The sequence below is a fragment of the Enterobacter kobei genome (genome assembly GCF_001729765.1).
In the GTDB taxonomy this organism is placed as follows: domain Bacteria; phylum Pseudomonadota; class Gammaproteobacteria; order Enterobacterales; family Enterobacteriaceae; genus Enterobacter; species Enterobacter kobei.
In genome coordinates this window covers 4,287,165-4,308,289 of record NZ_CP017181.1, presented here as the reverse complement: position 1 = coordinate 4,308,289, position 21,125 = coordinate 4,287,165, and the positions used below count along the sequence as shown (strand labels likewise).

The 21,125-nt window shown below is 53.8% G+C and carries 24 protein-coding genes and 1 tRNA gene; 18 read left to right on the top strand and 7 right to left on the bottom strand.

The window, feature by feature from the left end; all coding sequences use genetic code 11:
* Window positions 1-105 precede the first annotated feature (105 nt).
* The 7 genes from mlaF to murA all read left to right on the top strand — a co-directional run bounded on the left by mlaF (window position 106) and on the right by murA (window position 4,898).
* Window positions 106-918, top strand: a complete 813-nt coding sequence (gene mlaF / locus BFV64_RS20880; RefSeq protein ID WP_014885389.1) for a phospholipid ABC transporter ATP-binding protein MlaF — start codon at window positions 106-108, stop codon at window positions 916-918.
* A 7-nt stretch (window positions 919-925) separates the two neighbouring features.
* Window positions 926-1,708, top strand: coding sequence for a lipid asymmetry maintenance ABC transporter permease subunit MlaE (gene mlaE / locus BFV64_RS20875; RefSeq protein ID WP_010436044.1), 783 nt, complete (start codon window positions 926-928; stop codon window positions 1,706-1,708).
* A 4-nt stretch (window positions 1,709-1,712) separates the two neighbouring features.
* Window positions 1,713-2,261, top strand: coding sequence for an outer membrane lipid asymmetry maintenance protein MlaD (gene mlaD / locus BFV64_RS20870; RefSeq protein ID WP_014885388.1), 549 nt, complete (start codon window positions 1,713-1,715; stop codon window positions 2,259-2,261).
* A 17-nt stretch (window positions 2,262-2,278) separates the two neighbouring features.
* Window positions 2,279-2,914, top strand: coding sequence for a phospholipid-binding protein MlaC (mlaC, locus tag BFV64_RS20865; RefSeq protein ID WP_014885387.1), 636 nt, complete (start codon window positions 2,279-2,281; stop codon window positions 2,912-2,914).
* Window positions 2,914-3,207, top strand: coding sequence for a lipid asymmetry maintenance protein MlaB (mlaB, locus tag BFV64_RS20860; RefSeq protein WP_014885386.1), 294 nt, complete (start codon window positions 2,914-2,916; stop codon window positions 3,205-3,207). Before mlaC ends, mlaB begins: the two co-directional genes overlap by 1 nt.
* 126 nt (window positions 3,208-3,333) lie before the next feature.
* Window positions 3,334-3,588, top strand: a complete 255-nt coding sequence (gene ibaG, locus BFV64_RS20855; protein WP_008501458.1) for a BolA family iron metabolism protein IbaG — start codon at window positions 3,334-3,336, stop codon at window positions 3,586-3,588.
* 50 nt (window positions 3,589-3,638) lie between these two features.
* The gene (gene murA / locus BFV64_RS20850) at window positions 3,639-4,898 is read left to right on the top strand and encodes a UDP-N-acetylglucosamine 1-carboxyvinyltransferase (protein ID WP_014885385.1); all 1,260 of its coding nucleotides are present in this window, start codon (window positions 3,639-3,641) and stop codon (window positions 4,896-4,898) included.
* Between the two features lie 61 nt (window positions 4,899-4,959).
* Here the strand turns inward: murA and sfsB are convergent, their stop codons facing one another.
* Window positions 4,960-5,247, bottom strand: coding sequence for a DNA-binding transcriptional regulator SfsB (sfsB, locus tag BFV64_RS20845; RefSeq protein WP_014885384.1), 288 nt, complete (start codon window positions 5,245-5,247; stop codon window positions 4,960-4,962).
* A gap of 229 nt (window positions 5,248-5,476) precedes the next feature.
* Window positions 5,477-6,448 carry an octaprenyl diphosphate synthase gene (ispB, locus tag BFV64_RS20840; RefSeq protein WP_032629753.1) on the bottom strand — a complete coding sequence of 324 codons (972 nt, stop codon included), beginning with the start codon at window positions 6,446-6,448 and terminating at the stop codon, window positions 5,477-5,479.
* A gap of 257 nt (window positions 6,449-6,705) precedes the next feature.
* On the opposite strand from ispB, the gene rplU reads away from it, so the two are divergent.
* The 4 genes from rplU to cgtA all read left to right on the top strand — a co-directional run bounded on the left by rplU (window position 6,706) and on the right by cgtA (window position 9,533).
* A complete protein-coding gene (rplU, locus tag BFV64_RS20835; protein WP_003025032.1) occupies window positions 6,706-7,017 on the top strand; it encodes a 50S ribosomal protein L21 in 312 nt (103 codons plus the stop codon).
* Between the two features lie 19 nt (window positions 7,018-7,036).
* Entirely contained in the window at window positions 7,037-7,294 is a 258-nt protein-coding gene (rpmA, locus tag BFV64_RS20830) for a 50S ribosomal protein L27 (RefSeq protein ID WP_004385076.1), read from the top strand.
* Window positions 7,295-7,389: 95 nt separating this feature from the next.
* A complete protein-coding gene (locus tag BFV64_RS20825) occupies window positions 7,390-8,364 on the top strand; it encodes a DMT family transporter (protein WP_014885382.1) in 975 nt (324 codons plus the stop codon).
* Window positions 8,361-9,533, top strand: coding sequence for an Obg family GTPase CgtA (gene cgtA / locus BFV64_RS20820; RefSeq protein WP_014885381.1), 1,173 nt, complete (start codon window positions 8,361-8,363; stop codon window positions 9,531-9,533). Before BFV64_RS20825 ends, cgtA begins: the two co-directional genes overlap by 4 nt.
* A 34-nt stretch (window positions 9,534-9,567) precedes the next feature.
* On the opposite strand, the gene pmrB is transcribed toward cgtA, so the two are convergent.
* From pmrB to dacB, 3 genes are read right to left on the bottom strand one after another with little or no spacing between them, the layout of a single operon-like run.
* Window positions 9,568-10,611 (bottom strand): two-component system sensor histidine kinase PmrB, encoded by a 1,044-nt coding sequence (gene pmrB, locus BFV64_RS20815; RefSeq protein ID WP_023331397.1) that lies wholly within the window; start codon window positions 10,609-10,611, stop codon window positions 9,568-9,570.
* On the bottom strand, window positions 10,608-11,270 hold the full coding sequence (gene pmrA, locus BFV64_RS20810) for a two-component system response regulator PmrA (RefSeq protein WP_014885379.1): 663 nt from the start codon (window positions 11,268-11,270) through the stop codon (window positions 10,608-10,610). The genes pmrB and pmrA overlap by 4 nt, the downstream gene beginning before the upstream one ends.
* 2 nt (window positions 11,271-11,272) lie before the next feature.
* Window positions 11,273-12,706 (bottom strand): serine-type D-Ala-D-Ala carboxypeptidase, encoded by a 1,434-nt coding sequence (dacB, locus tag BFV64_RS20805; RefSeq protein ID WP_014885378.1) that lies wholly within the window; start codon window positions 12,704-12,706, stop codon window positions 11,273-11,275.
* A gap of 228 nt (window positions 12,707-12,934) precedes the next feature.
* Between dacB and greA the strand changes: the two genes are divergently transcribed.
* Complete coding sequence (gene greA, locus BFV64_RS20800; protein WP_014171793.1) at window positions 12,935-13,411, top strand: transcription elongation factor GreA; 477 nt, start codon at window positions 12,935-12,937, stop codon at window positions 13,409-13,411.
* 151 nt (window positions 13,412-13,562) lie between these two features.
* Here greA and yhbY read toward each other — a convergent pair whose 3' ends face one another.
* On the bottom strand, window positions 13,563-13,856 hold the full coding sequence (gene yhbY / locus BFV64_RS20795; RefSeq protein ID WP_003861814.1) for a ribosome assembly RNA-binding protein YhbY: 294 nt from the start codon (window positions 13,854-13,856) through the stop codon (window positions 13,563-13,565).
* Window positions 13,857-13,983: 127 nt separating this feature from the next.
* Between yhbY and rlmE the strand changes: the two genes are divergently transcribed.
* From rlmE to BFV64_RS20765, 6 genes are all read left to right on the top strand, one after another.
* Window positions 13,984-14,610: a 23S rRNA (uridine(2552)-2'-O)-methyltransferase RlmE gene (gene rlmE, locus BFV64_RS20790; protein ID WP_003861812.1), complete on the top strand. Its 627-nt coding sequence runs from the start codon at window positions 13,984-13,986 to the stop codon at window positions 14,608-14,610.
* Between the two features lie 102 nt (window positions 14,611-14,712).
* Window positions 14,713-16,647 (top strand): ATP-dependent zinc metalloprotease FtsH, encoded by a 1,935-nt coding sequence (gene ftsH, locus BFV64_RS20785; protein ID WP_013098921.1) that lies wholly within the window; start codon window positions 14,713-14,715, stop codon window positions 16,645-16,647.
* Window positions 16,648-16,745: 98 nt separating this feature from the next.
* Window positions 16,746-17,594: a dihydropteroate synthase gene (gene folP, locus BFV64_RS20780; protein ID WP_014885377.1), complete on the top strand. Its 849-nt coding sequence runs from the start codon at window positions 16,746-16,748 to the stop codon at window positions 17,592-17,594.
* Window positions 17,587-18,924, top strand: a complete 1,338-nt coding sequence (glmM, locus tag BFV64_RS20775; RefSeq protein ID WP_014885376.1) for a phosphoglucosamine mutase — start codon at window positions 17,587-17,589, stop codon at window positions 18,922-18,924. The genes folP and glmM overlap by 8 nt, the downstream gene beginning before the upstream one ends.
* A 223-nt stretch (window positions 18,925-19,147) precedes the next feature.
* Window positions 19,148-19,480, top strand: coding sequence for a preprotein translocase subunit SecG (secG, locus tag BFV64_RS20770; protein ID WP_003861803.1), 333 nt, complete (start codon window positions 19,148-19,150; stop codon window positions 19,478-19,480).
* Between the two features lie 9 nt (window positions 19,481-19,489).
* Window positions 19,490-19,576: transfer RNA gene (locus BFV64_RS20765), tRNA-Leu, on the top strand.
* 178 nt (window positions 19,577-19,754) lie between these two features.
* Here the strand turns inward: BFV64_RS20765 and argG are convergent.
* Window positions 19,755-21,101 carry an argininosuccinate synthase gene (gene argG / locus BFV64_RS20760; RefSeq protein ID WP_014885375.1) on the bottom strand — a complete coding sequence of 449 codons (1,347 nt, stop codon included), beginning with the start codon at window positions 21,099-21,101 and terminating at the stop codon, window positions 19,755-19,757.
* Between the last annotated feature and the right edge of the window lie 24 nt (window positions 21,102-21,125).

The following is a 21,125-nucleotide window of genomic DNA, read 5'->3' as shown; positions in this document are numbered from 1 at the left end:
CCAGCTTTCGCTAACCTCAATGGCTAATATTCTGTAAAAATGCTGAGTTTAGGGCTGATTCAGGCTGCACGCTTAAACGTGAGCAGGGTAAGAAAGGAACCATAAATGAGCCAAACGATGGCGAATTTAGTCGATGTCCGCGGTGTGAGTTTCTCGCGTAGTAATCGATTGATATTCGATGATATTTCGTTGACCGTACCGCGTGGCAAAATTACCGCCATCATGGGGCCGTCCGGGATCGGTAAAACGACCCTTCTGCGCCTTATTGGTGGGCAGATACCACCTGATAGCGGTGAAATCCTCTTCGATGGCGAAAACATCCCGGAGATGTCGCGCTCGCGCCTGTATACTGTCCGCAAACGTATGAGTATGCTCTTTCAGTCGGGGGCGCTGTTCACCGACATGAACGTCTTTGATAACGTGGCTTATCCGCTGCGCGAACATACCAGCCTGCCGCCTGAACTGCTGAAAAGCACGGTGATGATGAAGCTTGAAGCTGTCGGTCTGCGGGGGGCTGCCAAACTGATGCCTTCAGAACTGTCTGGCGGGATGGCGCGACGTGCCGCACTGGCGCGAGCCATTGCATTAGAACCCGATTTAATCATGTTCGACGAACCGTTTGTCGGACAGGATCCCATCACGATGGGCGTGCTGGTGAAGCTTATCTCTGAACTGAACAGCGCGCTCGGCGTAACCTGTATTGTGGTGTCTCACGATGTACCGGAAGTGTTGAGCATTGCCGATTACGCCTATATCGTGGCGGACAAAAAGATCGTCGCACACGGCAGCGCCCAGGCGCTTCAGGAAAATTGCGATCCGCGCGTGCGGCAATTCCTCGATGGTATTGCTGACGGACCCGTACCGTTCCGCTACCCGGCGGGCGATTATCGTGACGATTTACTGGGATTAGGGAGTTAAGCCACTCATGCTGTTAAATGCGTTGGCCGCCCTTGGACACCGTGGCATAAAAACCATCAGGACGTTCGGGCGTGCCGGATTAATGTTATTCAACGCGCTGGTTGGCAAGCCGGAGTTTCGCAAGCACGCGCCTCTGCTGGTGCGGCAGCTTTATAATGTCGGTGTGCTGTCGATGCTCATCATCATTGTCTCCGGCCTGTTTATCGGTATGGTGCTGGGGCTGCAGGGCTACCTCGTTCTGACCACCTACAGTGCGGAAACCAGCCTCGGGATGCTGGTGGCGCTCTCACTGCTGCGTGAACTGGGGCCGGTTGTGGCGGCGCTGCTGTTCGCCGGTCGTGCAGGATCAGCACTCACGGCAGAAATTGGCCTGATGCGCGCCACCGAGCAACTCTCCAGCATGGAGATGATGGCGGTCGACCCGCTGCGTCGGGTCATCTCTCCGCGTTTCTGGGCGGGGGTGATCTCGTTACCGCTACTGACTATTCTGTTTGTCGCCGTGGGGATCTGGGGTGGTTCGCTGGTGGGGGTCCACTGGAAAGGCATTGATGCCGGTTTCTTCTGGTCCGCCATGCAGGATGCCATCGATCTGCGAATGGATCTGGTTAACTGCCTGATTAAAAGCGTGGTATTTGCCATTACGGTCACCTGGATCGCCTTGTTCAATGGTTATGATGCCATTCCGACGTCGGCGGGCATTAGCCGTGCAACTACACGTACTGTCGTACATTCGTCGCTGGCCGTACTGGGTCTGGATTTTGTGCTCACCGCACTGATGTTTGGGAATTGAGTTCATGCAAACGAGAAAAAATGAAATTTGGGTCGGCGTGTTTCTGCTGCTGGCGCTGCTGGCCGCACTGTTTATCTGTCTGCGAGCGGCGGATATCACCTCAGTGCGCACCGAGCCGACGTACCGTGTCTATGCCACCTTCGATAATATCGGCGGCCTGAAAGCGCGCTCACCGGTGCGTATTGGTGGCGTTGTTATTGGGCGTGTATCAGACATAACGCTTGATGAGAAAACGTATCTGCCGCGCGTTGCGATGGATATCGAAGAGCGTTACAACCACATTCCGGACACCAGCTCCCTGTCAATCCGTACTTCCGGCCTGCTGGGAGAGCAATACCTGGCACTCAACGTTGGCTTTGAAGACCCTGAGCTTGGAACGACTATCCTTAAAGACGGTAGCGTTATCCAGGATACGAAGTCCGCGATGGTGCTGGAAGATATGATTGGTCAGTTCCTTTACAACAGTAAAGGGGATGATAAAAAGTCTGACGATGCCCCTGCGCAGAGTGAAGACCATACCAACGCTGCGCCGACCCCAGGTGCGACGAATTAATTCAGGAGAAGTCATTCATGTTTAAACGACTGTTAATGGTTGCCATGCTGGTCATTGCTCCCCTGACTGCGGCTCATGCTGCGGATCAAAGCAACCCGTACAAACTGATGGACGAAGCTGCGAAGAAAACCTTCGACCGTCTCAAAAACGAACAGCCAAAAATTCGCGCGAATCCTGATTATCTGCGTGACGTGGTAGACCAGGAACTGCTGCCCTATGTGCAGATCAAATATGCTGGTGCGCTGGTGCTGGGACGTTATTACAAAGATGCGACGCCTGCGCAGCGTGAAGCCTACTTTGCTGCGTTCCGTGAATACCTGAAACAGGCGTATGGTCAGGCGCTGGCGATGTACCACGGCCAGACCTATCAGATTGCTCCCGAGCAGCCGCTGGGTGATGCCACCATTGTGCCTATCCGCGTGACGATCAACGATCCTAACGGCCGTCCACCGGTGCGCCTGGATTTCCAGTGGCGTAAAAACAGCCAGACCGGGCACTGGCAGGCCTATGACATGATTGCCGAAGGGGTAAGCATGATCACCACCAAACAGAACGAGTGGAGTGACCTGCTGCGCACCAAAGGTATTGATGGCCTGACCGCGCAACTGCAGTCTATTGCGCGTCAGAAAATTACTCTGGACGAGAAAAAGTAATGTCGCAGCAACTCAGCTGGTCGCGTGAAGGTGAGACGTTAAAGCTGTCCGGTGAACTTGATCAGGACCTGCTGAACCCACTGTGGGATAAACGCCACGACGCGATGCAGGGCGTGACGCTCATCGACTTAACCGACGTCACGCGGGTGGATACGGCAGGTGTTGCGCTGCTCGCCCATCTGGTCGCTGTGGGGAAAAAGCAGGGGACAAGCGTCAGGCTTCATGGCGCGAGCGATAATGTCGTTACCCTTGCCCAACTCTACAATTTGCCTCCGGACGTCCTGCCTCGTTAATATTTTCAGTGCGTTACTTCCGAAAGCCCTGACAGTTTCATCGTCGGGGCTTTTTGCTTGTTTAAGACGACGCCACTTTGCTCTAAGATGTTGGGCTTGTTTTCACTATCAGATGATTAAGAACCCATGGAAAATCATGAAATCCAGACAGTGCTGATGAATGCACTCTCCCTTCAGGAAGCCCACGTCACTGGCGATGGCAGTCACTTCCAGGTTATTGCTGTGGGTGAGATGTTCGACGGTATGAGCCGTGTGAAGAAACAGCAGGCTGTGTACGCGCCGCTGATGGAATATATTGCGGATAACCGCATCCACGCCCTGTCGATTAAAGCGTTCACCCCGCAAGAGTGGGCACGCGATCGCAAACTAAACGGTTTTTGAGCTGAGGGCGACAGGCCCGCAGCACGGTTGAATTTATAAGAGAGCACACAATGGATAAATTTCGTGTACAGGGGCCAACGCGTCTCCAGGGCGAAGTCACAATTTCTGGCGCGAAAAACGCCGCGCTGCCAATCCTCTTTGCTGCGCTGCTCGCGGAAGAGCCGGTAGAAATTCAGAACGTACCGAAGCTGAAAGATATCGACACCACCATGAAGCTGCTCACCCAGCTGGGCACGAAAGTTGAGCGTAACGGTTCCGTCTGGATCGATGCCAGCAACGTGAACAACTTCTCTGCGCCTTACGATCTGGTGAAAACCATGCGTGCATCCATCTGGGCGCTTGGCCCGCTGGTGGCTCGTTTTGGTCAGGGTCAGGTTTCACTGCCGGGCGGTTGCGCCATCGGTGCGCGTCCGGTTGATCTGCATATCTATGGTCTGGAGAAACTGGGCGCTGAGATCAAGCTGGAAGAAGGTTACGTTAAAGCCTCCGTCAACGGTCGTCTGAAAGGCGCGCACATTGTCATGGACAAAGTGAGCGTGGGCGCAACCGTCACCATCATGTCTGCGGCAACGCTGGCAGAAGGCACGACCATCATCGAAAACGCCGCGCGTGAACCAGAGATTGTGGATACTGCCAACTTCCTCGTGGCGCTGGGGGCGAAGATCTCCGGCCAGGGTACTGACCGTATCACCATCGAAGGCGTTGAGCGTCTGGGCGGCGGTGTGTATCGCGTTCTGCCCGACCGTATCGAAACCGGCACCTTCCTGGTGGCCGCAGCGATCTCTGGCGGTAAGATTGTTTGTCGCAACGCGCAGCCTGATACCCTGGATGCGGTGCTGGCGAAACTGCGTGATGCAGGCGCGGATATCGAAATCGGCGAAGACTGGATCAGCCTCGATATGCACGGTCAGCGTCCAAAAGCGGTCAATGTACGTACGGCGCCGCATCCGGCGTTCCCAACGGACATGCAGGCGCAGTTCACCCTGTTGAACCTGGTTGCCGAAGGGACAGGCTTCATCACAGAGACCATTTTCGAGAACCGCTTTATGCACGTACCGGAACTGATCCGTATGGGTGCGCATGCTGAGATCGAGAGCAATACCGTGATTTGCCACGGCGTGGAGAAACTGTCAGGTGCTCAGGTGATGGCAACCGATCTGCGTGCGTCTGCAAGCCTGGTGCTGGCGGGGTGTATTGCGGAAGGTACTACGGTGGTGGATCGTATTTACCACATCGATCGTGGTTATGAGCGTATCGAAGACAAACTGCGCGCGCTGGGTGCCAATATCGAGCGTGTGAAGGGCGAGTAATCGTTCCGGCAGCCCCCTGCCAGAGATGACCGGGGGGTTGCTGTTCCTGCTAAAAAGCGCGTTATTCCTGTGGTTCTTTCTTTAACTTTCTCTGGCGCATCATGCGCGTTCTGTCGATGAATTCATGGGTAATGGGATCGTGGTAGCGCGAGGGCCAGATCACCCACGGGTGCGTTTCCAGCGCCGTCGCGATAATTAATTCTCCCTTTGGCCAGGGGCGGGTCAGGGCGTTGGCCAGGGTGGAAGAACTCAGACCATGGCGGCGGGACTCTGCTGCCAGTGACGTCCCTCTTTTGCGCAGTGCCGCAATGATATCTGCCGTATGCCAGTCGATAAATTTCGTATCCATAACGCTGTCCTTAAGTGCGGATTCACCTACGCCGTTTCTTCTGAAACGACTGGCTTACTATACCCATTTCAAACTCTTGTTCTAAAAAGTTCGCGTTACTTGAAGGGATATTCAGAATAAGACATGCCTTTATTCATGCGGTCTCTAAACCGATGAATTTACATGAATACGGAATTTACTGGGGTGTTTTAGAACCTCCCCGAGATGGAAACGGGGAGGCGTGAAAGGATTAACGATCGCGTTGAACAGCGATGTGGGCAAGGCCAATAAGGGCATCACGCCACGGGCTGTCTGGAATAACCTGAAGGGCAGCGATGGCTTTATCAGCCTCTTCTTCGGCACGCTGACGCGTCCATTCCAGTGAACCGCAGATCGCCATAGTTTCCAGTACCGGTTCCAGAAGATGGCGACCATTTCCCTGTTCGATCGCCTCACGGATCATTTTCGCCTGATCTGCAGTTCCGTTGCGCATCGCATGGAGCAGCGGCAGGGTCGGTTTGCCTTCGTTCAGGTCATCGCCCACGTTTTTGCCGAGCGTTTCGCCGTCCGCACTGTAGTCCAGCAAATCATCAATTAGCTGGAAGGCTGTCCCCAGATAGCGACCATAGTCCTGGAGCCCTTTTTCCTGAGCCTCAGAACAGCCAGCCAGAATGCCGGAGCACTGCGCGGCCGCTTCAAACAGGCGTGCTGTTTTGCTGTAGATGACGCGCATGTAGTTTTCTTCAGTGATATCCGGATCGTTGACGTTCATCAGCTGCAGCACTTCGCCTTCAGCGATGACGTTTACGGCTTCTGACATCACTTCCAGCACTTTCAGCGAGCCCAGGCTGGTCATCATCTGGAAGGCGCGGGTATAGATAAAATCCCCGACCAGAACGCTGGCGGCATTACCGAAGGCGGCATTGGCCGTGGCCTTACCGCGACGCATATCGGATTCATCCACAACATCGTCATGCAGAAGCGTCGCTGTGTGAATAAATTCGATCAGTGCGGCGATCGTGACGTGGGCATTTCCCTGATAGCCAACGGCTCTGGCAGCCAGAATGGCAATCATCGGGCGAATGCGTTTACCGCCGCCGCTGACAATGTAATAGCCCAACTGATTGATCAACTGAACGTCAGAGTTGAGTTGCTCCAGGATTGCTGCATTCACACCCGCCATATCTTGCGCGGTTAACTCATTGATTTTTTCTAAATTCATCGCAAAAGCCGGGCTTTTCATCCTGTTGATCCCATCTTCAATGGGGTAACGAAGGGTTTCGGTTTATCAATAGTAGTGCTGATTGTACTGAAAAAACGGCTCAGATAAACGTTACCGTACGTGTTGTGTTTTTTTTCTTCATGTATTGATGGTAGCACTTGTCAAAGGCTCGCGTTTTGCGTAATATTCGCGCCCTATTGTGAATATTTATAGCGCACTCTGAATCATACGAGGATGTGCGCGGAAGCGGAGTTTATATGTACGCGGTTTTCCAAAGTGGTGGTAAACAACACCGAGTAAGCGAAGGTCAGACCGTTCGCCTGGAAAAGCTGGACATCGCAACTGGCGAATCTGTTGAGTTCGCAGAAGTTCTGATGATCGCAAACGGTGAAGAAGTCAAAATCGGCGTTCCTTTCGTTGATGGCGGCGTTATCAAAGCTGAAGTTGTTGCTCACGGTCGTGGCGAGAAAGTTAAAATCGTTAAGTTTCGTCGTCGTAAACACTACCGTAAGCAGCAGGGCCACCGTCAGTGGTTCACTGATGTGAAAATTACTGGCATCAGCGCCTAAGACCTGAGGAGAGATTTAAATGGCACATAAAAAGGCTGGCGGCTCCACACGTAACGGTCGCGATTCAGAAGCTAAACGCCTGGGCGTTAAGCGTTTCGGTGGCGAATCCGTTCTGGCGGGTAGCATCATTGTTCGTCAACGTGGTACCAAATTCCACGCTGGCAACAACGTAGGTTGCGGTCGTGACCACACTCTGTTTGCTAAAGCAGACGGTAAAGTGAAATTTGAAGTTAAAGGCCCGAACAACCGTAAATACATCAGCATCGTTGCTGAGTAAGGTTTTCTCGGTCCGGTAACGGATTAAAGCCCCGCAACGTGTTGCGGGGCTTTTTACATTGGAAACCCGGAAAATTTTCTGTAGGGAAAACGGGCATGAAGCAGCAGGCCGGCATTGGTATTCTTTTGGCGCTCACGACCGCAATGTGCTGGGGTGCGCTGCCAATTGCAATGAAGCAAGTACTGGAAGTGATGGAGCCGCCTACGGTGGTCTTTTATCGCTTTCTGATGGCAAGCATCGGCCTCGGCGCCATTCTGGCTATCAAAGGTAAGCTTCCGCCTTTGCGACTTTTCCGCAAACCGCGCTGGCTGGTGCTGCTGGCTATCGCGACGGGCGGTCTGTTTGGTAACTTCATCCTGTTCAGCTCTTCTCTGCAGTATCTTAGCCCTACAGCGTCACAGGTGATTGGTCAGCTTTCACCTGTGGGCATGATGGTCGCCAGCGTGTTTATCCTCAAGGAGAAGATGCGTGGGACGCAGATTATCGGGGCGAGCATGTTGCTGTGTGGTCTGGTGATGTTCTTTAACACCAGCCTGATCGAAATTTTTACCCGCCTGACGGATTACACCTGGGGTGTGATTTTTGGTGTGGGAGCAGCTACGGTCTGGGTAAGCTATGGCGTCGCGCAAAAGGTGTTATTGCGGCGCCTGGCCTCACAGCAGATCCTTTTTTTGCTGTACACTTTATGTACAGTTGCATTATTGCCGTTAGCAAAGCCGGGGGTCATTACCCAGCTGAGCGACTGGCAGCTGGCGTGCCTCATTTTTTGTGGGCTTAACACGCTGGTTGGTTATGGCGCGCTTGCTGAAGCAATGGCGCGCTGGCAGGCAGCACAGGTTAGCGCATTGATCACGCTGACTCCGCTGTTTACCCTGTTATTTTCAGATTTGTTATCAATGGCCTGGCCCGATGTCTTCGTCAGACCGATGCTCAACCTGTTGGGCTATCTCGGTGCGTTTGTCGTGGTTGCGGGCGCGATGTATTCCGCCATTGGTCATCGTCTTTGGGGACGTTGGCGCAAAAATGAAGCGGTCCCCGCTCAGGCGAATGAGTTACGGAGAGTAAAATGAAGTTTGTTGATGAAGCAACGATCCTGGTTGTGGCTGGTGATGGCGGCAACGGTTGCGTGAGCTTCCGCCGTGAAAAATATATTCCTCGAGGTGGCCCGGATGGCGGCGACGGCGGGGATGGTGGTGATGTGTGGCTGGAGGCGGATGAGAACCTCAACACGCTGATCGACTACCGTTTCGAAAAATCCTTCCGCGCTGAACGTGGTCAGAACGGTCAGAGCCGCGACTGTACCGGTAAACGCGGTAAAGACGTGACCATTAAAGTGCCGGTTGGTACGCGCGTGATTGACCAGGGCACCGGTGAAACCATGGGTGACATGACCAAACACGGTCAGCGCCTGATGGTTGCAAAAGGCGGCTGGCACGGTCTGGGCAATAGCCGCTTCAAATCGTCCGTTAACCGTACTCCGCGTCAGAAAACGATGGGAACGCCGGGCGATAAGCGCGATCTGCAGCTGGAGCTGATGCTACTGGCAGACGTGGGCATGCTGGGTATGCCAAATGCCGGTAAATCGACCTTTATTCGCGCGGTTTCTGCGGCGAAACCAAAAGTGGCGGACTATCCGTTTACCACGCTGGTACCGAGCCTGGGTGTTGTCCGTATGGATAACGAGAAGAGCTTCGTTGTTGCTGACATCCCGGGTCTGATCGAAGGTGCAGCGGAAGGTGCCGGTCTCGGCATTCGCTTCCTGAAACACCTTGAGCGTTGCCGCGTACTGCTGCACCTCATTGATATCGATCCTATTGATGGTTCCGATCCGGTTGAAAATGCCCGGATCATCATCGGTGAGCTGGAAAAATACAGCGAAAAACTGGCGTCTAAACCGCGCTGGCTGGTCTTCAACAAGATCGACCTGATGGATAAAGCTGAAGCGGAAGCGAAAGCTAAAGCGATTGCTGAAGCGATGGGCTGGGAAGATAAATACTACCTGATCTCCGCGGCAAGCCAGGTTGGCGTGAAAGACCTCTGCTGGGATGTGATGACCTTTATCATCGAAAACCCGGTCGTTCAGGCTGAAGAAGCGAAACAGCCAGAAAAAGTCGAATTCATGTGGGATGACTACCACCGTCAGCAGCTCGAAGAGCTGGAAGCGGAAGAGGAAGACGACTGGGACGATGACTGGGATGAAGACGACGAAGAAGGTGTCGAGTTCATCTACAAGCACTGATATCTGTCTAAAGCCCCCATTCCGGGGGCTTTTTTTATTCCAGCGTTGAGGGGAGCCAGCAGCTTGCTATCAGGCCGCCTTCAGCACCGTTCTCCAGCGCCAGCTTACCGCGGTGGAGTTGCAGGATACGCTGTACGATACTCAGGCCCAGGCCGCTACCGCCGTAGCGCTGATCAAGCCGACGGAACGGCTCGGTGATCGACTGTCGATGTGCTTCATCGATGCCGGGCCCCTGATCGCTCACGCTGACCAGCGTACCTCCCGCAACCTCGGTTAGTGCCACGGTGATTGTTGTGCCTGGTGGACTGTAACGTCCGGCATTTTCCAGCAGGTTACGCAGCATCAGTCGCAAAAGCACCGCGTCACCCTGCACCGTAAGGGTACTTTTGGCCGGCCATATCACCGTATGTTCTTTGGCTTCATGCTCAAGACCAAGGGGCGTTATGATCGTGTCCGTCCAGTTAATGGTCTCATAGTGACCGCTCGCCATCGCCTGTCCGGCACGGGCCAGCATCAGCAGTTGTTCAACGGTATGCATGAGCTGATCGATACGGCTGATTAACGTTGTTGCCTGCGGAGAGCCTGACTGCGCCATTAACTCCAGATGAAGCCGGATCCCGGCCAGTGGCGTTCGCAGTTCGTGGGCGGCGTCTGCGGTGAAGAGACGCTCCTGCTGAATGGTACTGTCCAGCCTGGCGAGTAGCTGGTTGAGAGAGGTGGTAACGGCGCCTATTTCTTCCATGTCGGAATACATAGGCAGCGGCGTTAAGTTATCCGCCGAACGATTAGCGAGGCTGTCGCGGAGTTTATTCAGAGGCCGGGTTATCCAGGTGACCGCCCAGAATGAAAACAGCAGTGTGAAACTGACCATCACCAGGGAAGGGACCAGAAGAGATGCAATCGCCTCGCGGATCTCTTTTTCGACATGGTTATTGCGGGCTTTTGCAGACAGCGTTTCATTCACCAGAAAGCCAATCTGCTCACGGCTTTCATGCCACAACCAAATCACGCTTATCAGCTGGAAAAATAACAGAATGACCGCCAGCAACACCATTAATCGCCGACGCATGCTGTTCATTTCTGGCTCTCCAGACGATAGCCAACGCCGCGGACGGTTTTTATCCTGTCTTTGCCAAGCTTGCGACGCAGGTTATGGATGTGGACTTCCAGGGTGTTAGAGCCGGGATCGTCCTGCCAGGAGTAAATGTCCTGTTGCAGCGTTTCACGGTGCACCGTTTGCCCGCTGCGCATAATCAGGCGGGTCAGGAGGGCGAACTCTTTTGGGGTCACTTCAACGGGCTGGGACTGACGCAGTACCTGCTGGGTTTGCAGATTGAGCGTGATGTCGCCGTCCGTCAGCAGATTATCGCTGTGCCCCTGATAGCGCCGGATAAGCGCCCGCACGCGGGCCTGAAGTTCTGCGAGCGCAAAGGGCTTCACCAGATAGTCATCTGCGCCAGCATCGAGGCCGGTAATACGATCTTCAATCGCATCGCGTGCTGTCAGGATCAACACCGGGTTAGCGATGCCGCGCCGACGCCATTGGGTGAGCAGCGTCGCGCCGTCTTTGTCCGGCAAACCCAAATCGAGGATCACCAGACTGTACTCGCCGCTCTGGATCAGGGAATCCGCCTCTGCCGCGGTACCGGCACAATCCAGAGCATACCCTTCGTTGGCAAGCCCCAGCGCGAGTCCTTCCTGCAATAACAGATCATCTTCAACTATGAGTAGTTTCATCGCTAGTTATTCTGATAAATGTCTTTATAAAGCCTGCTTTCGAAGCGAACCAGCGGAATACGACGGTTGCGCTGATCGGTCGGTTCGACGGCATAGCCGGAAAGATACTGTACGAAGGCCATGCGTTGTCCGCTGGCTGTCGTGATGAACCCTGCAAGATTGTAAACGCCCTGCAGTGAACCTGTTTTAGCGGATACTTTGCCATCTACGCCGGCCGCGTGAAGCCCGGCGCGATACTGCAGAGAACCGTCATGCCCGGCAAGCGGCAGCATTGAAATAAAGTTTAGCTCAGAGTCATGTTGTGCAATGTACTGAAGCACTTGCATCATGGTTGCCGGTGCGATCAAATTATGACGCGATAATCCGGAACCATCGACAGCAATGGTATTACCCAGATCGATTCCCGCCTGTTGGCGCAGGATCTGGCGCACAGCGTCTGAGCCCGCGCGCCAGGTTCCCGGCACGCCAAAACGCGCGTGGCCGATCATGCGGAACACCGTATCAGCAATCATGTTGTCAGACTTTTTCAGCATAATTCGCAGCAAATCGTGCAGCGGAGGCGACTGTTTGCTGGCGATGACCGTTCCGGGCTGGTTGACCTGCGTCTGGCGGAGCAGCGTACCGGAGTAGCTAATGCCTGCCTGCTTCAGTTCATCCTTCAGAATGGCACCCGCGTAGCTCGCGCCATCTTGTATTGCAAAGGCCAGCGGCAGGGGATCGGCGCGCTGGGTCAGACAGCCGGTGAGCGTGAAACGGTTAAGATCGCCAGGCACCACGTCCAGTTCACAATACTGGGCATCCGGGGAGCCTTTGGCCAGCGTACGCACCTGGCTAAACATGGTCACCGGGTAGTAGGATGCCACGCGGATAAACGCTAAATCATCCGGTTTGGGCGCGCTGTAAAGGGAAATTGAAAAGCAGTTGCGGTCAACAATCGCGGCGGCGGGTGGTGCGCTAAAGCATTGCGTCATGTCGTTCCACGGCCAGCCTGGCGCTTTATCATGGCTGGCAAAAATCGAGGTGTCGATCAGCACGTTACCCTCGATTTTCGTCACACCGGATTTTTTCAGCACCGCCACCATATTGCGGATATCCTGGCGCTTAAAGGTCGGATCGCCGCCAAAACGGGCAATAAGATCGCCCTTCAGTACACCGCCCTCAATGTTGCCTTTGCTCTCAAGCGTGGTGGTAAAACGAAAGTCAGGGCCGAGCTGAAGCAGCGCGGCGAGGGCCGTGATCACCTTTTGGGTACTGGCAGGCAGCGCCATCTGTTGACTGTGATAGTCAATCTCTGGCGTCTGCGCCCCGACCTTCTGCACCATCAATGCAAGGTTAGCACCTGCGGGTAGCTGATTAATGTACTCATCAACATTCGCGGCCTGAACGCTGAACGCTATACTGGTAGTCAATCCGATGATAAATCTGGAAAATCGCATAATCTCGCGCTAACAACCCGAAAACAAACCGTCATACTACGGTGCATAGCACTGCAAAGTAAACGATGACCCATAGTGAACTTCGCGGTAAAATGCGTATCAAATTGAAAAATTGCTGCTGACCTGGGGCGTTGCTCCCGGGTCGGTTTTCTTTTTGCTTCTTGCCCGCTTAGGGGGGCAGGGGCAGGGAACACTGCTCCCAACAGGAATGTTTAAGAGGTATAACAAATGCAAGCTATTCCGATGACCTTACGTGGTGCCGAAAAACTGCGCGAAGAGCTGGATTTCCTGAAATCCGTTCGTCGCCCTGAAATTATCGCCGCTATCGCGGATGCGCGTGAGCATGGCGACCTGAAGGAGAACGCTGAATACCATGCGGCGCGTGAGCAGCAGGGCTTCTGTGAAGGACGTATCAAAGATATCGAAGCAAAACTGTCCAATGCGCAGGTTATCGATATCACCAAGATGCCTAACAATGGGCGTGTGATCTTTGGTTCAACCGTGACCGTGCTGAACCTGGACAACGACGAAGAGCAGACCTATCGCATCGTGGGTGATGATGAAGCAGACTTCAAACAGAACCTGATTTCCGTGAACTCTCCGATTGCTCGCGGCCTGATTGGCAAAGAGCAGGATGATGTTGTTACCATTCGCACGCCTGGCGGTGAAGTGGAATACGAAATTATTAAGGTTGAATACCTGTAATTCGCATCTCTGGTAAGATGTTGATACATTGTAAAGAAAAGAAAAAGGCCGCATAGCGGCCTTTTATCAACTCAAGGAGCATGGCATTTTGCTCGCCTGCTGACAGAAATCCCTCGTTTCACACAGAAAATGTGTTCGATTCAGGATATCCTTAGCGTGGCAGCGAGATTTTACGCTCTTTAGATGGGCGGTAGAGCACCAGCGTTTTACCGATGACCTGTACATTACAGGCGCCGGTTTCGCGCACGATGGCTTCCACGATCAGGTTTTTAGTGTCTCTGTCTTCAGAGGCGATTTTCACCTTGATCAGCTCGTGGTGTTCCAGCGCTTGTTCAATCTCGGCAAGCACCCCTTCGGTCAAACCATTGTTGCCAAGCATCACTACAGGCTTGAGCGGATGTGCCAGACCTTTAAGGTGCTGTTTTTGTTTAGTACTCAGATTCATCGTATATTTTTGCTTACGTTGGGATTGAAAACGGTTCATTCTACCGCCATCTCCCTTATATCGCCAAATAGCTGCGTAGAAATTTACGTCACAGGCAGGTAACGATGAACCAGGACGGAAATGTTAAATGACAGGTAAAAAGCGTTCTGCCAGCTCCAGCCGCTGGCTTCAGGAACACTTTAGCGATAAATATGTTCAACAGGCGCAGAAAAAGGGGTTGCGTTCCCGTGCCTGGTTTAAACTTGATGAAATACAGCAAAGTGACAAACTTTTTAAGCCGGGGATGACGGTTGTTGACCTCGGTGCGGCACCTGGCGGATGGTCCCAGTATGCGGTAACGCAGATCGGCGGAACGGGCCGAATCATCGCGTGCGATCTTTTACCAATGGATCCTATCGTCGGTGTCGACTTCCTTCAGGGCGACTTTCGTGATGAATTAGTGCTTAAAGCGTTACTTGATCGTGTAGGTGACAGTAAGGTCCAGGTTGTCATGTCAGATATGGCACCAAATATGTGTGGAACACCGGCGGTGGATATCCCCCGCGCCATGTATCTGGTGGAGCTAGCGTTAGAAATGTGTCGTGATGTACTAGCGCCTGGTGGTAGTTTTGTTGTGAAGGTGTTTCAGGGCGAAGGTTTCGAGGAGTATCTTAAGGAAATTCGCTCCCTGTTTGCGAAGGTCAAAGTTCGTAAGCCGGACTCTTCCCGGGCCCGTTCCCGCGAAGTGTATATTGTAGCGACCGGGCGAAAATGATAACCGGTAGATTTCAGGCGAAAGTTTGAATGAAACTGGATATAGAGTATCCTGACGCTGTTTTTAACACAGTTGTAATATGAGGTTAATCCCTTGAGTGACATGGCGAAAAACCTAATACTCTGGCTGGTCATTGCCGTTGTGCTGATGTCAGTATTCCAGAGCTTTGGGCCCAGCGAGTCGAATGGCCGCAAGGTGGATTATTCTACCTTCCTGCAGGAGGTCAATCAGGACCAGGTTCGCGAAGCGCGTATCAACGGACGTGAGATCAACGTTACCAAGAAAGATAGTAACCGTTACACGACTTACATCCCGGTGAACGATCCTAAGCTGCTTGATAACCTTCTGACCAAAAACGTCAAAGTGGTAGGCGAGCCGCCAGAAGAACCAAGCCTGTTGGCTTCAATCTTCATTTCCTGGTTCCCGATGCTGCTTCTCATCGGCGTCTGGATCTTCTTTATGCGCCAGATGCAGGGCGGCGGTGGCAAAGGTGCCATGTCGTTCGGTAAGAGCAAGGCGCGTATGCTGACGGAAGACCAGATTAAGACTACGTTCGCTGACGTTGCAGGTTGTGACGAAGCGAAAGAAGAAGTCGGTGAACTGGTTGAATACCTGCGCGAGCCGAGCCGTTTCCAGAAACTGGGCGGTAAGATCCCGAAAGGCGTGCTGATGGTCGGCCCTCCGGGTACCGGTAAAACCCTGCTGGCGAAAGCTATCGCAGGTGAAGCGAAGGTACCGTTCTTTACTATTTCAGGTTCTGACTTCGTCGAAATGTTCGTGGGTGTGGGTGCATCTCGTGTGCGTGACATGTTCGAGCAGGCTAAGAAGGCAGCACCGTGCATTATCTTCATCGATGAAATCGACGCCGTAGGCCGCCAGCGTGGCGCGGGCCTGGGCGGTGGTCACGATGAACGTGAACAGACTCTGAACCAGATGCTGGTTGAGATGGACGGCTTCGAAGGTAACGAAGGTATTATCGTTATCGCCGCAACTAACCGTCCGGACGTACTTGACCCGGCGCTGCTGCGTCCAGGCCGTTTCGACCGTCAGGTTGTGGTCGGTCTGCCAGATGTTCGTGGTCGTGAACAGATTCTGAAAGTGCACATGCGTCGCGTACCGCTGGCGCCAGATATCGACGCGGCAATTATTGCGCGTGGTACCCCGGGCTTCTCCGGTGCGGATCTGGCTAACCTGGTCAACGAAGCTGCTCTGTTCGCCGCTCGCGGTAACAAGCGCGTGGTGTCCATGGTGGAGTTCGAGAAAGCGAAAGACAAAATCATGATGGGTGCGGAACGTCGCTCCATGGTGATGACGGAAGCGCAGAAAGAGTCCACGGCATATCACGAAGCCGGTCACGCGATTATTGGCCGCCTGGTACCGGAGCACGATCCGGTACACAAAGTGACGATTATTCCGCGCGGTCGTGCGCTGGGTGTGACCTTCTTCCTGCCTGAAGGCGACGCGATCAGCGCCAGCCGTCAGAAACTGGAAAGCCAGATTTCAACCCTGTACGGTGGTCGTCTGGCGGAAGAGATCATCTACGGGCCGGAACATGTTTCTACCGGTGCGTCGAACGACATTAAAGTGGCGACAAACCTGGCACGTAACATGGTCACTCAGTGGGGCTTCTCCGACAAACTCGGTCCGCTGCTTTATGCAGAGGAAGAGGGTGAAGTATTCCTGGGCCGCTCCGTGGCAAAAGCGAAACATATGTCCGATGAGACGGCTCGTATCATCGACCAGGAAGTGAAAGCGCTGATTGAACGTAACTACGGTCGCGCGCGTCAGATCCTGAACGACAATATGGACATCCTGCATTCGATGAAAGATGCGCTCATGAAATATGAGACCATCGATGCACCGCAGATTGACGACCTGATGGCTCGCCGCGAAGTGCGTCCGCCAGCAGGCTGGGAAGACCCAGGTGCTTCCAACAATTCTGACAACAATGGCACCCCGCGTGCGCCGCGTCCGGTCGATGAACCGCGTACGCCGAACCCGGGCAACACCATGTCAGAACAGTTGGGCGACAAGTAAGTCACTGCTGTTGAAGCGTTTGTCTGTATCTCAAACCCTGGAGCTTGCTCCGGGGTTTTTCTTTTTCATTTAACCATATTGATACCAGGGATTTAGCCATGAAACTCTTCGCCCAGGACTCGCATCTCGATCTCTCACATCCTCATGTGATGGGTATCCTGAATGTTACCCCTGACTCCTTCTCTGACGGCGGCACGCACAACACGCTTATCGACGCGGTTAAGCACGCGAATTTAATGATCAACGCAGGTGCTACCATCATTGATGTCGGCGGTGAATCGACGCGCCCAGGGGCAGCGGATGTATCGGTGGAAGAAGAGCTGGCGCGCGTGGTGCCGGTCGTTGAGGCAATCGCACAACGTTTTGAGGTATGGATCTCCGTCGATACTTCCAAACCAGAAGTGATTCGTGAAGTGGCGAGAGTGGGTGCTCACATTATTAATGATATCCGCTCGCTGACTGAACCCGGTGCAATCGAAGCCGCTGCTGAGACAGGGTTGCCTGTGTGCCTGATGCACATGCAGGGGCAGCCGAAAACCATGCAGGAGGCGCCGAAGTATGACGATGTCTTTGCTGATGTGAATCGCTTCTTTATTGAGCATATTGAACGCTGTGAGCGTGCAGGCATCCCAAAAGAGAAATTGCTGCTCGACCCGGGGTTCGGTTTCGGTAAAAATCTCTCCCACAACTATGCACTGCTTGCGCGCTTATCGGAATTCCATCACTTCGGCCTGCCGCTGCTGGTGGGGATGTCGAGAAAATCGATGATTGGCCAATTGCTTAACGTAGGGCCGAGCGAGCGCCTGAGTGGTAGTCTGGCCTGCGCGGTCATTGCGGCGATGCAAGGCGCGCATATTATTCGTGTCCATGACGTCAAAGAAACAGTAGAAGCCATGCGCGTGGTGGAAGCCACACTGGCAGCGAAGGAAAACAAACGCTATGAGTAATCGTAAATATTTTGGGACCGATGGTATCCGTGGGCGTGTCGGCGATGCGCCTATCACGCCTGATTTTGTCCTTAAGCTTGGCTGGGCTGCTGGCAAGGTACTCGCACGTCATGGTTCCCGTAAGATCATTATTGGTAAAGATACCCGTATTTCAGGTTATATGCTGGAATCGGCGCTGGAAGCCGGACTGGCAGCCGCGGGGCTGTCAGCTTCCTTTACTGGCCCAATGCCAACGCCGGCTGTTGCGTATCTGACCCGTACCTTCCGCGCGGAAGCGGGAATTGTGATTTCGGCCTCCCATAACCCGTTCTATGACAACGGCATCAAGTTCTTCTCCATTGATGGCACCAAGCTGCCGGATGAAGTGGAAGAAGCCATTGAAGCCGAAATGGAAAAAGAGATCACCTGCGTGGACTCCGCAGAGCTGGGTAAAGCAAACCGTATCGTCGATGCCGCGGGTCGCTATATTGAGTTTTGCAAAGGCACCTTCCCGAACGAACTGAGCCTTGCCCACCTTAAAATTGTGGTGGACTGCGCCAACGGTGCAACCTACCACATTGCGCCAAACGTATTCCGCGAGCTGGGCGCCAAAGTGATCACCATTGGCTGCGAGCCGGATGGTCTGAACATTAACGAGCAGGTTGGTGCGACGGACGTGCGTGCCCTGCAGGCGCGCGTGCTGGCAGAGAAGGCCGACCTGGGTATTGCGCTGGATGGCGACGGCGATCGCGTGATCATGGTCGACCACGAAGGCAACAAGGTTGATGGCGATCAGATCCTCTACATCATCGCCCGTGAAGGGCTGCGTCAGGGTCAACTGCGCGGTGGTGCCGTCGGCACGCTGATGAGCAACATGGGCCTGGAGCTGGCGCTGAAACAGCTGGGTATCCCGTTTGTTCGCGCGAAAGTGGGTGACCGTTACGTGCTGGAGAAGCTTCAGGAGAAAGGCTGGCGCATTGGCGCAGAAAACTCAGGCCACGTGATCCTGCTCGACAAAACCACCACCGGTGACGGCATCGTGGCTGCGCTTCAGGTCGTCGCAGCGATGGCCCGTAACCATATGAGCCTGCACGATCTCTGCAGCGGCATGAAAATGTTCCCGCAGATCCTGGTGAACGTGCGTTTCACGGCAGGTAAAGGCGATCCGCTGGAAAATGACAATGTGAAAGCGGTAATGGCTGACGTTGAAGCGGCGCTGGGAAGCCGTGGCCGCGTGCTGCTGCGTAAGTCCGGAACTGAACCACTGATTCGCGTTATGGTGGAAGGTGAGGATGAAGCGCAGGTGACTGAATTTGCCCACCGTATTGCTGATGCCGTTAAAGCTGCATAAACTTGCACGCTAACTGTTTAAAAAGGCGACTTTTGTCGCCTTTGTTTTAAGCAATTAATGGCTTTTTGCTGTTTTTTTCCGCAGTTGATACAATGGCTCAAAAATGCCCTTGCGAAGGCCATTCGCTTTGGTTAGTATTCACACCCGCTTCAGTGGGAAACAAAAATCCTGCTAATTGGTCGAAGCATTGGTATGCGGCAAATCCGCAAGGAACAGGTTGATTATGTACGAAGCTCTTTTAGTTATTTTCCTTATTGTAGCCATCGCTCTCGTAGCGCTGATTATGCTGCAGCAAGGTAAAGGCGCTGATATGGGAGCCTCCTTCGGAGCAGGCGCTTCCGGTACGCTGTTCGGTTCAAGTGGTTCTGCGAACTTCATGACCCGTACGACAGCGATTCTGGCTACGCTGTTCTTCATCATCAGTCTGGTGCTGGGCAATATCAACAGCAACAAGACCAGTAAAGGAAGCGAGTGGGAAAACCTGAGCGCGCCAGCGAAAACTGAGCAGACTCAGCCAGCTGCACCGGCGAAGCCAACCAGCGATATCCCGCAGTAAGTATTCCGTACCGAGGTGGTGGAATTGGTAGACACGCTACCTTGAGGTGGTAGTGCCCTAACGGGCTTGTGGGTTCGAGTCCCATCCTCGGTACCAATATTCCAGAAGAAAGACGTCGAAAGACGTCTTTTTTTTCGTCTGTACTTTTTGTTTTCGTAGGCCCGGTAAGCGCAGCGCCACCGGGCAAAATGGCGGGTGGCGCTGCGCTTACCCGCCCTACAAAAGGGCATAAAAAAGGCACCCTAAGAGTGCCTTCTGCATTTCTGAATAGCGATTACTTCTTATCGCTGTGCTCCAGGTTTTCCACCTGCGGCAGGCCGTTACCGGAGCTTGCGGAGAGCAGACCATTCTCAACATAATTGAACAGCTTTTCACGGGTATCGGTGATGTCCAGGTTACGCATGGTCAGCTGACCAATACGGTCATCTGGCGAGAACACCGACTCACCTTTCTCCATGGTCAGACGCTCTGCTTTATAGGTCAGGTTGTCAGACACGGTGTTCAGGATGGAGTAGTCGTTGCCGCGACGCAGTTCCAGAGTGACCTCACCGGTAATGGCACTCGCCACCCAGCGCTGCAGCGCATCACGCAGCATCAGTGCCTGCGGATCGAACCAGCGACCCTGATACAGCAGTTTACCCAGCTGACGACCATGAGAGTGATACTGCTCAATGGTGTCTTCGTTGTGGATCCCGGTCAGCAGACGCTCATAAGCGATATGCAGCAGCGCCATCCCCGGGGCTTCATAAATGCCACGGCTTTTCGCTTCGATAATACGGTTCTCAATCTGGTCACTCATGCCCAGACCGTGACGGCCGCCAATGCGGTTCGCTTCCAGCATCAGCTCTACGTCATCAGAGAACGTTTTGCCGTTCAGGGCAACCGGATGACCACGCTCGAAACGTACGGTCACCTCTTCTGCCGCGATCTTCACGTTCTCATCCCAGAACTTCACGCCCATGATTGGGTTAACGATCTTCACGCTGGAGTTCAGGAATTCCAGGTCCTTCGCTTCGTGCGTCGCACCCAGCATGTTGGAGTCGGTGGAGTAGGCTTTCTCAACGGACATCTTGTAGTCAAAGCCGCAGGCAATCATAAACTCGGACATTTCATGACGGCCACCCAGCTCGTCGATGAAGTCGGTATCCAGCCAGGGTTTGTAGATCTGCAGCTCGGCGTTGGTCAGCAGGCCATAACGATAGAAACGTTCGATATCGTTACCTTTATAGGTGCTGCCGTCACCCCAGATGTTCACGCCATCTTCTTTCATCGCGGCAACCAGCATCGTGCCGGTAACGGCGCGACCCAGTGGAGTGGTGTTGAAATAGGTCAGACCGCCGGTGGTGTTATGGAACGCACCACACTGAATAGCCGCAATACCTTCCGCGACGAGTTGCTTACGGCAGTCAATCAGGCGCGCGTTTTCTGCGCCATACTCTTTCGCGCGACGAGGAATAGCATCGTAGTCGTCCTCATCCGGCTGACCCAGGTTCGCAGTATATGCATACGGAACCGCTCCCTTCTGGCGCATCCACAGCAGTGCAGCGCTGGTATCCAGGCCGCCTGAGAAAGCGATGCCAATACGTTGTCCTACCGGAAGATGCTTGAGAATCGTCGTCATAGAATAAAACCCTGCTTGATTGAC